This window comes from Wolbachia endosymbiont (group B) of Hofmannophila pseudospretella, from assembly GCF_964028515.1.
Classification (GTDB): Bacteria; Pseudomonadota; Alphaproteobacteria; order Rickettsiales; family Anaplasmataceae; genus Wolbachia.
The window spans coordinates 907,680-921,506 of sequence record NZ_OZ034788.1; the positions used below are offsets into that span (position 1 = coordinate 907,680).

General features: G+C 35.0%; 12 protein-coding genes, 2 tRNA genes and 1 other RNA gene. 9 read left to right on the forward strand and 6 right to left on the reverse strand.

The window, feature by feature from the left end; all coding sequences use genetic code 11:
* Positions 1-27: 27 nt before the first annotated feature.
* From ABWU24_RS04285 to petA, 4 genes are all read left to right on the forward strand, one after another.
* A complete protein-coding gene (locus ABWU24_RS04285) occupies positions 28-894 on the forward strand; it encodes a tetratricopeptide repeat protein (RefSeq protein WP_341815642.1) in 867 nt (288 codons plus the stop codon).
* 64 nt (positions 895-958) lie between these two features.
* Positions 959-1,031: transfer RNA gene (locus tag ABWU24_RS04290), tRNA-Val, on the forward strand.
* A gap of 51 nt (positions 1,032-1,082) precedes the next feature.
* Entirely contained in the window at positions 1,083-3,785 is a 2,703-nt protein-coding gene (gene gyrA / locus ABWU24_RS04295; protein WP_341815643.1) for a DNA topoisomerase (ATP-hydrolyzing) subunit A, read from the forward strand.
* A 94-nt stretch (positions 3,786-3,879) separates the two neighbouring features.
* Positions 3,880-4,479, forward strand: coding sequence for a ubiquinol-cytochrome c reductase iron-sulfur subunit (gene petA / locus ABWU24_RS04300; RefSeq protein ID WP_015588143.1), 600 nt, complete (start codon positions 3,880-3,882; stop codon positions 4,477-4,479).
* A 470-nt stretch (positions 4,480-4,949) separates the two neighbouring features.
* Here the strand turns inward: petA and ABWU24_RS04305 are convergent, their stop codons facing one another.
* The 3 genes from ABWU24_RS04305 to tldD all read right to left on the reverse strand — a co-directional run bounded on the left by ABWU24_RS04305 (position 4,950) and on the right by tldD (position 7,943).
* Positions 4,950-5,264, reverse strand: a complete 315-nt coding sequence (locus ABWU24_RS04305) for a hypothetical protein (protein WP_341815644.1) — start codon at positions 5,262-5,264, stop codon at positions 4,950-4,952.
* A 343-nt stretch (positions 5,265-5,607) separates the two neighbouring features.
* Positions 5,608-5,865, reverse strand: coding sequence for a transposase (locus ABWU24_RS04310; protein WP_051063876.1), 258 nt, complete (start codon positions 5,863-5,865; stop codon positions 5,608-5,610).
* A gap of 647 nt (positions 5,866-6,512) precedes the next feature.
* A complete protein-coding gene (gene tldD, locus ABWU24_RS04315) occupies positions 6,513-7,943 on the reverse strand; it encodes a metalloprotease TldD (RefSeq protein ID WP_341815645.1) in 1,431 nt (476 codons plus the stop codon).
* A gap of 62 nt (positions 7,944-8,005) precedes the next feature.
* Here tldD and ABWU24_RS04320 point away from each other — a divergent pair.
* Positions 8,006-8,090, forward strand: a tRNA-Leu gene (locus ABWU24_RS04320).
* A gap of 61 nt (positions 8,091-8,151) precedes the next feature.
* Positions 8,152-8,658: a hypothetical protein gene (locus ABWU24_RS04325; RefSeq protein ID WP_341815646.1), complete on the forward strand. Its 507-nt coding sequence runs from the start codon at positions 8,152-8,154 to the stop codon at positions 8,656-8,658.
* An 859-nt stretch (positions 8,659-9,517) separates the two neighbouring features.
* Here the strand turns inward: ABWU24_RS04325 and ABWU24_RS04335 are convergent.
* Positions 9,518-10,310, reverse strand: a protein-coding gene (locus tag ABWU24_RS04335) for an IS5 family transposase (protein WP_341815401.1) whose coding sequence is annotated in 2 segments (ribosomal slippage) — positions 9,518-10,045 and positions 10,047-10,310 — 792 coding nt in all. Because the reading frame shifts where the segments join, the coding sequence is not laid out codon by codon here.
* A 181-nt stretch (positions 10,311-10,491) separates the two neighbouring features.
* Here ABWU24_RS04335 and ABWU24_RS04340 point away from each other — a divergent pair.
* Positions 10,492-11,196, forward strand: a complete 705-nt coding sequence (locus ABWU24_RS04340) for a molecular chaperone DnaJ (RefSeq protein ID WP_353274499.1) — start codon at positions 10,492-10,494, stop codon at positions 11,194-11,196.
* Here ABWU24_RS04340 and ABWU24_RS04345 read toward each other — a convergent pair.
* Positions 11,184-12,482 carry a bifunctional folylpolyglutamate synthase/dihydrofolate synthase gene (locus ABWU24_RS04345; protein ID WP_015588147.1) on the reverse strand — a complete coding sequence of 433 codons (1,299 nt, stop codon included), beginning with the start codon at positions 12,480-12,482 and terminating at the stop codon, positions 11,184-11,186. The genes ABWU24_RS04340 and ABWU24_RS04345 overlap by 13 nt on opposite strands.
* Entirely contained in the window at positions 12,479-13,063 is a 585-nt protein-coding gene (locus ABWU24_RS04350) for a phospholipid-binding protein MlaC (RefSeq protein WP_015588148.1), read from the reverse strand. Before ABWU24_RS04350 ends, ABWU24_RS04345 begins: the two co-directional genes overlap by 4 nt.
* A gap of 115 nt (positions 13,064-13,178) precedes the next feature.
* Here ABWU24_RS04350 and ssrS point away from each other — a divergent pair.
* A non-coding RNA gene (gene ssrS / locus ABWU24_RS04355) (6S RNA) lies at positions 13,179-13,340 on the forward strand.
* Between the two features lie 17 nt (positions 13,341-13,357).
* Positions 13,358-13,819 carry a type II toxin-antitoxin system RatA family toxin gene (locus ABWU24_RS04360; protein ID WP_015588149.1) on the forward strand — a complete coding sequence of 154 codons (462 nt, stop codon included), beginning with the start codon at positions 13,358-13,360 and terminating at the stop codon, positions 13,817-13,819.
* Positions 13,820-13,827 lie beyond the last annotated feature (8 nt).

Below are 13,827 nucleotides of genomic sequence, written 5' to 3' on the forward strand. Positions count from 1 at the left end.
GTAATTTAGCATTTATGAATTTGTAATGTGTTACGTATAGTTCAAAGAAATAAGATTTACTGGTTACGCGCTGCAGCCAATGCCACAACACTAGGATCTATGTTTGTCTGCATGTTAATTTGCGTTGTGATTTTATGGAGGTCTTCTGTTACCTATGCTAGTGAAAATTTGGAGATACAGAAGGTCTTTGATAGTGTTGTCAAGCATATAAAAGCTGATAAAAAATATAAAGATCTTGATGTTATCGAGAGAAAAAGTGACAAATTTAATATCAAAATTTCGCAGAATTCTGGCAAGAATTTTGACATATACTCTATTTTAAAAAAAGCAAAAGATTCCTTTGAGTTAGGAGATAGTGAAACAGCTACTTCTCTCCTCAATCAGATTATCGCAAAATTTCCTTATCATGAAAGTGCTTTAATTGGACTAGGGAATATCTATTACGCTAACAAAGAATTTAAAAAAGCTGTAGAGATTTACATAAGACTGTTAAAAGAATATCCTAGCAACCCTTATGTATTAAAGAATTTTCTGACGATAATCTCACAATATGATCCTAATTTAGCATTGAGTGAAATGTTGAAATTGTATGATACACTCAGAAATAGCGCCCCTTTATCAGCAAATTTAGGTTTGATCTATATGAAAAAAGGGGATTACGTAAAAGCTAAAGAATATATGAAAGCAGCAATTTCTTTAGATCAAAACAATATTTTTTATACCTATAATTTAGCTGTTATTCTAGATAAGCTCTCAGATTTTAAAAATGCCACAGCATGTTATTCAAAGTTGTTGAACATGTCAAAAAATGCAAGTGAAAGAATACCTTTATACAAGGTAGCAGCAAGACTAAAATTTATACAACTCCATAGTGTGCACCCAGCGATTCCATAAGAGTTGCTTGTATCGCTATTTTTGTTTACAACAACAACATTGAACTATAGAATTATATCTAGAGGGGCAATTAGCTCAGCTGGTAGAGCATCTCGTTTACACCGAGGAGGTCGGCAGTTCAAGTCTGTCATTGCCCATTAGCCTAGTTGAATATTAATATTACAATTATTTCAATCAAAGTATAGAAAATGCAAGACAACATAGTACCAGTTTCAATAGTGAAAGAGCTAGAGGATTCTTATCTCTCCTACGCAATGAGTGTGATCATAAGTCGAGCTATACCTGATGTGCGAGATGGATTTAAACCTGTTCATAGGCGCATATTATACGCAATGTCGAGGGCTGGGTTCGATGCCGGTAAACCGTATAAAAAAGCAGCTCGTATAGTCGGGGATGTAATGGGAAAATATCACCCACATGGTGACATGGCTATCTATGACTCCTTGGTCAGGATGGCTCAAGATTTTTCTCTTCTTTTACCACTTATTGATGGGCAAGGTAACTTTGGTTCGATAGATGGAGATCCGCCAGCTTCAATGCGATATACAGAAGCAAGGCTCCACAGAGTGTCGCATTTTTTACTAAATGATATTGACGAAGATACAGTTGATTTTAGGCCAAACTATGATGGAAATGAAACAGAGCCTGTTGTACTGCCTGCAGAATTTCCGAATCTATTGGTAAATGGTGCAAGCGGTGTTGCAGTTGGTATGGCAACCAATATTCCTTCTCACAACCTTGGAGAAATAATAGATGCTTGTATGTTATATATAGATAATCCTGAAGTTACTTTGGATGAGTTACTTGAAGTGATGCCAGGACCGGATTTCCCAACTGGGGGAACGATTCTTGGAAGGTCTGGAATAAGATCAGCATTTGCAACGGGTCGTGGATCAATTGTTGTGCAAGGCAAGACTCACATGGAAGACCTGCCACAAGATAGGCAAGCAATAGTGATTGATGAAATACCTTACCAGGTAAATAAAGTAAAATTAATTGAGAAGATAGGTGAGCTTGTAAAAGAAAAAAGAATTGATGGCATAACAGAAATTAGGGATGAATCTGATAAGTCTGGTATTAGGGTAGTAATTGACCTCAGAAGAAATGCTGAAGCAAGTTTTATACTTAATCAAATATTGGGACTAACTCCACTAAGAAGTAGTTTTAGTGTTAACACTTTAGTCCTCAACAACAACAGGCCTGCTTTGATGTCGTTGAAAGAAATTATAGCTGCTTTTATTGATTTTAGAAAAGAAGTATTAATCAGGAGAACAGAGTTTCGTCTAAGAAAAACGAGGGAAAAAGCTCATATATATATAGGGCTCTACATTGCGGTCTTGAGCATAGATGAAGTGATAAAAATCATCCGTGGTGCAAAAGATCCTGCGGAAGCAAGTAGAGAACTTTTAAATAAAGAATGGAAAACTTCAGCTGAGATAAGCACAATTATTAGATTAATCTCAGACAGCACGAGCTTTTTGAAAGACGGAGTGTATAGATTAACTGAGCTGCAAACGAAAGCTATTCTTGACATGAAATTGCAACGTTTAACAGGCCTTGAAAAAGACAAATTAGAAGCTGAGCTAAGTTCAATGATTAACCTGATAAAAGAATATATCGCTTTTCTTGGCTCAGTAGAGAAGTTGATGAAAGAAATAAAAAACAATCTACAAGAAATAAAGAACAGATTTACTGTGCCGCGAAAAACTTCAATAGAAGAATCAGATATGGACATCGAAGCTGAAGATCTAATTCCACAAGAGGATATGGTAGTGACCGTAACTATGAATGGTTACATCAAACGTGTGAAACTCTCTCATTATAAAACCCAGCATCGTGGTGGAAAGGGAAAGCTAGGACAGGGATTAAAAGAGGAGGACGTAATTACAAAATTATTTGTTGGAAATACCCACACTAGTCTTTTATTCTTTTCTAATACTGGTCGAGTTTACAGATTAAAGGTTTATAAACTGCCTCTTGCAGAACCAACTGCACGTGGAAGAGCGCTTGTTAATATATTTCCGCTTAGTGATGGTGAAACAATAACTAACATTATGCCGCTTCCAAGTGAGAATGACGAAAATCAAAATATAGTTTTTGTTACTGCTCATGGGAACATAAGGCGTAACTCTTTAGCGGATTTTCACTATATTCCAAGCAATGGAAAAATAGCAATAAAGCTCGACGAAGGGGATAAGTTAATATCAGTTAAAGTATGTAGCGAAATTGATCATGTTCTACTTTCAACAACACTTGGAAAAAGCATCAGATTTGTTGTAAGCGATGTGCGTCAATTTAAGAGTCGTAATTCAGATGGCGTAAGAGGTATCAAACTTGCAAAAAATGACAGTGTGATATCCATGACCATACTAAACGGCATAGGTATTGCAACAGAAACAAAAGAGCTTTACTTAAGAGTTCCGCTTGCAAAAAGGATGGAAGCTGTAACCAACAACTCAATTGATTCTAAATTGGAAAAAACTTTGAATGATTTAGGAATAGATAACAAACTGTTCTTAAAACTTGCAATGAATGAGGAGTTCATATTAACTATTACTGAAAATGGCTTTGGTAAAAGAACTTCTGCGTACGAGTATAGGGTAACAAATAGAGGTGGTGTTGGTATTACAAATATCCTTACTACCGACAGAAACGGTAATGTTGTTGCTAGCTTTCCAGTTGAACAGGGTGATAATATCATGCTTATTACAGATAAAGGAAAGTTAATTCGTATTTCAGTAAATGATATCAGAATTGCAGGACGTAGCACTCAAGGAGTCACTCTGTTTAAAACAGAGAGTAGAGAAAAGGTAGTGTCAGTAGCGAAAATTGAGGATCCTGATTCCACTGAAGATAGTATTTCCGAAATTGAAAACTCTGTTTCTTCTTAACTGTATAGCAAAGGTTAAGCAAATAGTGCAAATTTCTATTGATTAATCTATAGTATTTAAATTAAAATATATGTCTATGTTCAAGTAGAGATTGATGGATAAGAAGTTAACTAAAAATAAAAAATCATTGACAAATGAGAAGAATAAAAAAACATCTCTTGTTAAAGATTTTGCCAAAAATAAGAGTAGAAGAGATTTTATCACATTAACTACGTGTGCCATGGCAGGTATAGGAGCTGCAAGCGGTCTTTGGCCATTGGTTAAGTCTATGAATCCTTCTGCTGAGGTTTTAGCGATTTCTACGGTTGAGGTTAATCTATCTGATATTCAAGAAGGACAAGGAAAAAAGGTAAAATGGCAAGGTAAGCCAGTATTTATCCGCAAGCGCACAAAACAAGAGATTGAGGCTGCAAGAGACATAGATGTAGAAAATTTGAGAGATCCTGAATCAGATGAAAAAAGAGTATACAAAGGGAAAGATGAATGGTTAATTATGATTGGAATATGCACCCATCTTGGATGTATACCAGTTGATCACGCTACAAAAGACGGCAACGGTTGGTTCTGCCCTTGTCACGGTTCATATTATGACACATCAGGCCGAGTGATTGGCGGTCCTGCACCAAAAAACATGGCTATACCTGACTACTTTTTTCCAAGTGAAAATATTGTAGTAATTGGCAAGAAGGCTTAACGGATTTTCATAATTAAAGTAATAAAAGTATATTGCATTTCAAGAAGCACACTGACTTCATAGGCAAAGCTCTTGAAGTCTATCAAGCTAATTTTATACTATGCACATATTCGGGTGATAATTAAGAAATTTGCCTGCCAAATCTTCAGAGTTGACAGCTAAATTTAAAACTTGTTCCTTTGCGTCAGAAAAATTCTGACTAACTTGCTTAAAATTATTTTCTAACTCTTCGAGGATGGAGCTGAAATTAAAAAAACTTTTCTGCATTTCATCAAGATTTTGAGTTATATAGCTTAATACATAAAGATAGAGACAAGAGGGGAAGAGATATGGTAAAGCAAGAAAAAGCTGAAAGTGAGGGAATAAATGGAGTCACCATATCAATATGAATTAAGGGAAAGAGTGATTTCAGTGGAATCGGGATGGCTTTGTTGCATCGCTTATCGGATAGTGGGTAAAGCATAATAAATTCATGAAACTACCTCAAACTTAGCCATGCCAATATCAGTAAATTTATTGAGTAAGTAACATTTTATTAGCAACTCTTTTTCTCGATTTACTTCAGATCTATTTCTAAAACTAAACCCAAATATTTGCTTTAATCTTGAAAAAAATCCTTCAATATATGACCTTTTTCCATAAACCGCTTCCTTCTTCCACTCTTTCACACCGTCTTTACCACATAATCTAATGGCAGCATTCCTTTCAGCCATATAATCCAATTTTGTATGCTCCGCTGCACGATTTTTCGGTAAAATTTTTGTCTTTATATCATATTTTTGCACAATGTATAAAGCTTGCGCCTATCATAGGGGCTCTGTCTGCATATAATGCTTTTATAGCATGCTGAAAGCTGAGCAAGTCGCAAGCACCATAATGGTCGGAGTAGGCACCATTGCTATATTGTGCAGCTATAGCTTTTTTACTATTTATACTCAATATTACGTGTAGCTTTCTTACCTGTTTATAACTGCGATACTTCGCTATTTTCCTTACTGTGACCAGGGGTATTATCTGATACTTGTACTGTCTATGGTAATTTCAATATCTTCCATATTGTTTTTGTCAACTCTGCAATCATTGATCTTAATATTGAGCTTTTTAAACCTTCTTGAAGCCTGCGAATAGCTAATGACTGCTAACTACTTGCTGCAAATATCCTTTTATAAACCCTACCGTTTGTCTTAAGCCAATTCTAAAGAGACTAGCGACTATATGCACTAAAATCACAACTTTATTACTATAAATATAATTTCCACCTCGCATTTTGGAGCTATTTTCGTACCAATTTTCTATTGCCTCATTAATAAAATGAAAAATATTTCCTCTTTCTTGCAGAAATCTGTTATATTCATGGCAGTTACTGACCTTCATTTTAGTTGGCATATTTTTCTTTCGTAGGTTAAATGCCTGTTTTATAGTGAATTTCGTCAGTAACTGCCAGTTCTTTTTATCTGAGCTATGCAACAAAGCCAATCGGGAGTCGCAATAGTAAAAGTGAAAGAAATCTTCAAAGTAGAACTATCCCCCAAAGCTGCACATGGACATAGAATATCCTTTATCAGGGATGGACGTAAACATTGAAGCTTCCCCTAGAGCTGGATATAGATATAAAGTCATTTATACCATTCCCTATATTCGAGAAAAATATCACATGCCAAGAACCTTGTCAAAATTATATAATCTATCTCTAGAGCAGGTTATTGAGAATGTCAATCCACATAAAAGAGCCAGGTATTCCTAACGCCACTAAACTCACAAATTCATTTGCTAGAGTTTATAAGTTCTTGTTTATAATAATTTTATTATATCGTAAAACGATCTATATCGGCCTATTTAAACAGTATTTTACTTTTCTTAAGGATTTTTTAAAGATCACCTATTGAATTCTATGATATTATTTTTTGTGAGATTGTTATACACGTTATGGCAAGGAAGGCAGAGAGATTTGTTAAGTAGTTTTTGCATCTATATGAGCTACTTGAATAATGGTTATAATATTTGTACAATTGTACAGCATGAGCTGAGTTCGCTTAGCCCTTATCTAAACATTCAGTTCCACCAACAGTTATTGCATCGACCTTGAGTGTTGGCTGACCAACTCCAACAGGCACATTTTGTCCGTCTTTTGAGCACGTACCAACACCAGGATCTAACTTTAGATCATTACCAATCATTGATACTTTTTTCAACACTGTTGGACCGTCACCAATGAGTGTTGCCCCTTTAACTGGCTGTATAATTTTACCATTTTCTATTAGATAAGCTTCCGAAGATGAGAAAACAAATTTTCCTGATGTTATATCAACCTGTCCACCACCAAAATTTACTGCATATAGACCTTTCTTTACACTAGATATTATTTCTTCTGGTGTATGTTTTCCTGGCAGCATATAGGTGTTTGTCATGCGTGGCATGGTAACTTCTTTGTAACTTTCTCTTCTACCATTACCAGTTGGGCTTACACCCATGAGTTTAGCGTTCATATGATCCTGCATGTATCCTTTGAGAATTCCATCTTCTATCAGCACATTATAGCCAGGTGAAGTACCCTCATCATCTATGCTAATAGAACCACGCAAATTAGGTAGAGTTCCATCATCAACTACAGTAATGTTACTGGCTGCCACTTGTTTACCCATAGAATTTGAAAATGCCGAGATTCCTTTACGGTTAAAATCGCCCTCAAGTCCATGACCTACAGCTTCATGTAATAGTACTCCAGGCCAACCTGGACCTAGAACAACCGTCATTTCTCCAGCCGGAGCTGGAATTGCCTCAAGATTTACCAGCGCTTGCTCTAACGCTTGGTTTGCAACTTCTTTCCACTTCTTCTCAGAAACAAATTTACTATAAGAGTCTCTTCCACCGTGCCCTGCAGAACCTCTCTCAGCTCGGCCATTTTTCTCTACGATGACTAGCACATTAAAACGTACCAAAGGCCTAATATCACTTAACCTGTGATCATCTTTTATTATTTGTACAGCTTGCCATTCTCCATTTAGAGTTATTTTTACCTGCTTCACGCAGTTATTCTTCGACCTTACATACTCATTAATCTCATTGAGCAGTTTAATTTTTGAGTTCAGGTCCATTTCATTTATGGGATTAATCGTTGAATACAGGCTTTTTGCCTCCTCATTTAAGTTTACTGAATTTGTTTTGCTTAAAGATGCTGAACTTTTTACCATAGAAGCAGCTTTACTAATTTCTTTTTCGCTAATCTCAGAAGAGCAAACAAAAGACGTACTATCTTCACAAAAAGACCTTAGACCAAATCCTCTTCTGATATTTAAATCCATATGTTTTAATATATTATCATCAAAAATTAGGGATTCTGATTGGCAAAACTCTAAAAATAGCTCACCACCATCACTATTGCTCAAAGCGTTGTTGACTATTTTATATACATTATTAATATTAACATTGTTCTGAGCAAAAAATATTTGATCTAGATTTGGCATTACCTTTGAGCTAAAAACTATTTGAGTATATTATTTTATTTTAACATAGTAAATCACAAAAAGCCCGGGTGGCGGAATTGGTAGACGCGCTAGCTTCAGGTGCTAGTAATTTTTCAAGTTGTGGAAGTTCAAGTCTTCTCTCGGGCACTCTGTATTGATTTTCAAGTCAATTAATGTTATGATATAATATGAATTTACTGCTAAGTTTATGGGTTATGAGAAAGAGAGGCTTATTTACAGGAAAAAAATACGAACTTATTCAAAACGCTTAGTTACTGCACTATCTATTGCTTCTTTGAGTGGGTACATAGCAGCATTAGCCCTAAATATTTCTTCCTTAAGCTTGTACTGTACTATTGTCAGCACTATGCTAAGTGCACTTTCGCTTGCTTTAAATATATGGTCATTAACTGATCATTTTAGGCAGTGTGGCCTTAATAAGCAACTCGATACCTCTTGGCAAGATAAATTAATGAAGATCTGCCTCGACATTACATCTAACGTTTCATTTTTAATAGGAGGAATTACATCTATATTACCTCTTGAATTTCCTATTATCCCCTTTATTTCCGTTGCTTTTTTTATTCTAGGTTGTACCTTTATGGCAACTAATTTCATTCGAACTATGATTAGTCAGTCGCAAATAGATGAAACTAAAACCTCAAAGCTAGTGAACATTAACATCTGCAATAGCTCCCTGATTATTACATGTTAATAAGTTAGCTTATTTAACTTGACAAATTACGCCATCCCCCTTACTATGATAGCAAGAGTATTTATCCTTGTTTTTAATCTCCGCGGATTTAACAGCAAAATTCAGTAAAAAACTCAGATATTTATTGGCAAATTACATAAAAATTATAGCGGCTGCATGTCTTTTAAATTTTTTCTACATTCAGCCAAATCGCGCTTAAAATAAGCGTTAGCACATTATTATAACGCCAATTTAAATTATTATAGGGTCAAAACTCGCTATACGGGGGTTCTTTTGTCTTTTTTTTACTTAGTAAATTTCTTAATATTTGTAGCTAAAGTAATTCAGCGTGGGACACACAACCGCACTAACGTTTGTTTTTGAAGGTACTATTTATATGGTAGATGGTCACTGGAATCCAGCTTTTTCATAATCATCAAAACATTGATTACTTTTATACTCGTAAATTTAACTGGATCCCAGTGTCAGCTACTTGGATGACATCAAAGAGAGGGTACTGGGATTACACAAAAAGGGCTACTTAAGTGACAAGATAGATAGAACTGGCATGAATTGGATTTGAGTAACTCAAATGACCAATGAAAACTGTAACCCTAAACATTATTATGCACTAAATGATAATTTTCATACACTTGTCATGGCAGTCGTGAAAGAAATAATTCATACAATAAGCATGAATGAAAGAATTGACATAATTTAGAATTTTATATATTATAAAGTATTAATAGTTAGTTAATTTATTAGGTGGAGATATGGGATATAAGTTAAGAAAAAGAGAATACGATTATAATGAAAGTTTATTCAAAGAGATAGGCATTCAAGTACAAGAAGTAGAAGGTCGTAACTTCTTAGAGCCTGTTCATAATCTTTTCAGAAGCAAAGCAGCGAAAGCAAGAACGACCATTTGCAGGCTAGTGTTGAGTTTCCGCTCGCAATTTTTCCACAATCGCCTACATTTTTGCAACCAAGCAAAAGATCTCTCAACAACCCATCTTTTCGGCAATACGACAAAGGTGTGTAATTCGTTTCGCTTTATTACTTCAACGGTAGCGCCAATAGTTGCTTTTATTTGTGTTGCAAAATTTTCTCCTGTGTAGCCAGCATCAACTAGTATATTTTTAACTTCAGATAGGTTTTCTTTAGCATTTTTAACCATTCTCACAGCGCTACTACGATCAGTTATTTCTGCCGTTGTTATATAAATTGCGTGGGGTAAACCTTGTGTATCTACCGCAATATGGCGTTTTATTCCTGAAACCTTTTTGCCTGCATCATAGCCTTTTTCTTCAGCAGTATCTGCATTTTTTACGCTTTGTGCATCAATTATGCAGAAGCTGGTTTTTTCTTTCCGACCATTGTTTTGTCGGACCACGCCAACTATTTTTTTTTAATACCAGCTCCAGAACACTTTCTTTATTTGCATCTGCTTTTTCACTCCACTTCTTAAAATAGTCGTAACAATTCCGCCATTTTGGAAACTCTTTTGGTAACATTCTCCACTGGCAGCCACTTTTTAAGACGTATAACACTCCACAAAATACATGATATAAATCAAGTGTTCTTGGCTTTGTCCTTTTCCTGCAAGACTCCAGATCTGCTACAATAATCTCAAACTTTTCTCGACTTATATCACTTGGATATAAACTTCGCATATCCTACTTTATATACTTTATCCTCTCATTCTATCCCTTTTTTGAGATCACGTACAGGCTCTTAGAAATATCTAATATAATAGCAAAAAATTATAGAAGGTTATCAATAAAGTGTCACCCAGATAAAACAGGAGGTAGCGATGAAAAAATACAAGCCCTTAACAGAAATAAAGCAGCACTTTTGCAATATATTAAACCACTAAGTGGAAAGAATAAGGGATTAATCATTCCTGAGGAATGGAAAAGGTATTTACAATCAATTCAGCAAGGTCAGAATGATAAGCGTGCAGAGTATTATGCTGTTTTTACTCGGGTAAATATCCTACTGCTCATCTCGTCATTAGTGTCGTATATTTACTTGGCGGTTAAGCTATATAAGGCTGCTAATTTTACTGATGCACCTGGCATTTTGTTTAGTGCGACTCTAATAACATTTGTTACAACTTTTTTCTTATCTGTTTATTTGATAGCTTCTTTATTGAAAAAAGCTATGGATTTGCAAAATCCTCAATGGGAACAAGGTGAAAATTTAGATCAAGAAGAGCTAAAAGATGAAATATCCAAAAGTAAAGCATTTAAATATCTAATTCTTACTTCCCAAATTTCAAATTATCTTCCTTCTATTTTATTAGTAGCAGGTTTGGTGTTACAGTGTCAATCTAGTTGCGTAGACAGTAAAATACTCATTGGATTTGCTACAGTACTAGGTTGTAGTTTATTATTACGCTTAGCAAGTGAAATCTACGAGAGGAAAGTTGTAGATCTTATAAAAACTGAAGGAATAGGTGACGAACAAAATGTACCTATAGGAGCATCAACCGAAAAGCCAAGCAGCATTGTAAATCCTGATGGTGCTTTTAACGTCTCGGCTCATCAAGTAGGTTGATTATTCTCCATACTCAAATCTCTGGCTAAAAATAACGAGCCACAGATTAGTATGGTTTTGACGTTTTGTATAGAAGCTTTTAGTATGTGATTTGATATAGCATCTCTGATTGATTCACATTCAATAGCATTTACTCCTATCTTATTAGCTCCTTCTCTGATTAAATCTGTACTTGTTGCTTTAGGTTCAGATTTAACACAAACGGCGCATAGTAGTTTGATGTATGGCTTTAAGTGCTCTAAGAACTCTGCAACGTTTCTGTTACGAGTAACACCAAAGATCATATAGATACCTTCAGCAAAATTGTCTCTTACCCACTTAGCTAACACTTTGGCACCATCATTGTTGTGCGCGCCATCTAGAAATAATTGCCAATCTTTTGGTAATAAAGAAATTAAATTACCTTCTTTTATGGACTCTAGCCGCGCAGGCCAATAAGTGCTCTGTAAACCTGAAGCAATGTCCTCTTCTCCAATATTAAATCCATACTTCCCACTCAAAATGCTACATGCTGCAATTGCGTTTCCTGAATTGATTATTTGATGATCTCCTTTTAAAGATGGCAAAGAAAATTCTATTGATTGAATAGTCGATTGAAAGACCATCCTGTTATTCTGTTTTTCGCAATTCCATTCAAGTCCTCCTCTATACAGAGGAGATTTCTTATTTATTGCATGATGTTCTAATGTGTTCGTTATAGATTTTTCTTGTGGTGCTATTACGCAAGGAACATTAGGTTTCATTATTCCAGCCTTTTCACCTGCTATGGTTTCTACGGTAGGACCAAGATATTCTGTATGGTCAAGTGCAATGGAAGTGATGATCGTTAGGATCGGATTATCTATAACATTTGTTGCATCAAGCCTTCCACCCATACCCACCTCCACTAAAGTAATATCCGCTTTATGACGAGCAAAAGCTAAGAAAGCTGCAATTGTTGTGGCCTCAAATAGAGTGATAGGTTGTTCCGCAACTGCTATACGGCATTCTTCCAGTGAGTTATGTAATTCACTATCATCGACATCATTGCCTGCAACAACTATTCTCTCATTAAAATTCACTAAATGTGGAGAAGTGTACGTATGAACTTTATACCCTGCTGCTTGCATTATATATCTTATAAATGATAGTGTTGATCCTTTGCCATTAGTGCCAGCTATGTGAATTATTGGCGGTATTTTTTTCTCGGGATTACCCAATTTATTTAGAAAACTTTTTATGCGATCAAGAGAAAAATCCTTTGGCCTACTGCCAATCAGCTTAGGCCAATGAGGCATGTATATCATAAATTATTGTTACGTTTTAATTCATCTATTACACTTGCCATGCCATTCGTGTCGATCTTTTCACTAAATTGAGAACGTTGATTAATAGCGATACTTATCCCACTCATTACAACGTCACTTATTAAGAAAGAGCTATCACTCTTAGTAACTTTAAAGTCAATACTTGTAAATTCCTCATCACCATAAGAAAGTCTTGTACCAATTAAACAAGTTTCATCATCAACTACCTTTGAGCTCATTATAATCATTTCACTATTATTTATGTATTTATACAAAATTTTAGTGCACAAACGCGCGAGATATACTTCATATTCTTTTAGAAACTCTTCTTTTTCTTTTTGAGTAGATAAATTCCAATATTTCCCTATTACAAATCGAGATATTTCTTTGAGGTTAACATTATTCTGAATGATCTTCCGAAGCTTTTCGTGTATATGTTCTGAATTTTTTCTATTCCCTTTCATAGACGTATTATCTACTTGCTGCTTCATGGCAAGCACAAAAGTTCTGTGACCTATACAACTCGCGTAAGCACTTGAGGATATTAAAATAAAAATGGTTAAGAGCTTAATAACATTCATAAGATGTATTTATTAGCTATGATACTTAAAATGCAAAATTTAACAAAGGCAAAATAATAGTCGCTAGCTCTAACATACCTATAGACATACTCTATATAAATAATCTATAATTAATAGGGGTCTATGCTATACGTTATGAGTTAAGTTAAATTTCCCGAGCGATAATTTCTGATCAAGGGGATTGCCTCTGTTAATTTCATTGAAATTAGTATGTGATACCCACCTTAACTTTAGGTCTCAGGAATCTACTAAGACTGACGGTAGATGTGGATCCCATTTTTATTATTCAGATTTATGTTACACCAATATAAAGAACAAGGTGTTTTTTTCTGTTCATCTCGTGAGATATTTCAAGTTGTAATTGACGTTGAGGAATATCCTGATTTTGTTCCTTGGTGCAAAGCTGTTTATATAAAAGAAAAAACTGATAGCCAAATGATTGTGGATCTCCTTGCAGCTTTTCATGGCATTAAAGGAAGTTACACATCAGAAGTGACCTCCCTTGCTCCAAATGGAATAAATGAAAGTTGGATAAAAGCTGTGTCCTCAAATGGAATATTTAAACATTTATACAACGAATGGAAATTCACTCCTATGAGCAAAAATAAAACTATGGTAGAGTTCTATATAGAGTTTGAGTTTAAATCCAATTTGTTTTCTACTTTATTAAACTCGGTGTATAAATATGCACAAAATAAAATAATTACTGCATTCAAAGACAGACTAGAAAGCCTTGCTAAACAAAAGTTATCTTGACATCACTT

What these genes read in the sequence shown, in the direction of transcription:
- gyrA (WP_341815643.1), top strand. Translation starts at nt 1,083, where the DNA reads ATGCAAGACAACATAGTACCAGTTTCAATAGTGAAAGAGCTAGAGGAT.
- petA (WP_015588143.1), top strand. Translation starts at nt 3,880, where the DNA reads ATGGATAAGAAGTTAACTAAAAATAAAAAATCATTGACAAATGAGAAG.
- ABWU24_RS04310 (WP_051063876.1), bottom strand. Translation starts at nt 5,865, where the DNA reads ATGCCAACTAAAATGAAGGTCAGTAACTGCCATGAATATAACAGATTT.
- tldD (WP_341815645.1), bottom strand. Translation starts at nt 7,943, where the DNA reads ATGCCAAATCTAGATCAAATATTTTTTGCTCAGAACAATGTTAATATT.
- ABWU24_RS04325 (WP_341815646.1), top strand. Translation starts at nt 8,152, where the DNA reads ATGGGTTATGAGAAAGAGAGGCTTATTTACAGGAAAAAAATACGAACT.
- ABWU24_RS04345 (WP_015588147.1), bottom strand. Translation starts at nt 12,482, where the DNA reads ATGATATACATGCCTCATTGGCCTAAGCTGATTGGCAGTAGGCCAAAG.
- ABWU24_RS04350 (WP_015588148.1), bottom strand. Translation starts at nt 13,063, where the DNA reads ATGAATGTTATTAAGCTCTTAACCATTTTTATTTTAATATCCTCAAGT.
- ABWU24_RS04360 (WP_015588149.1), top strand. Translation starts at nt 13,358, where the DNA reads ATGTTACACCAATATAAAGAACAAGGTGTTTTTTTCTGTTCATCTCGT.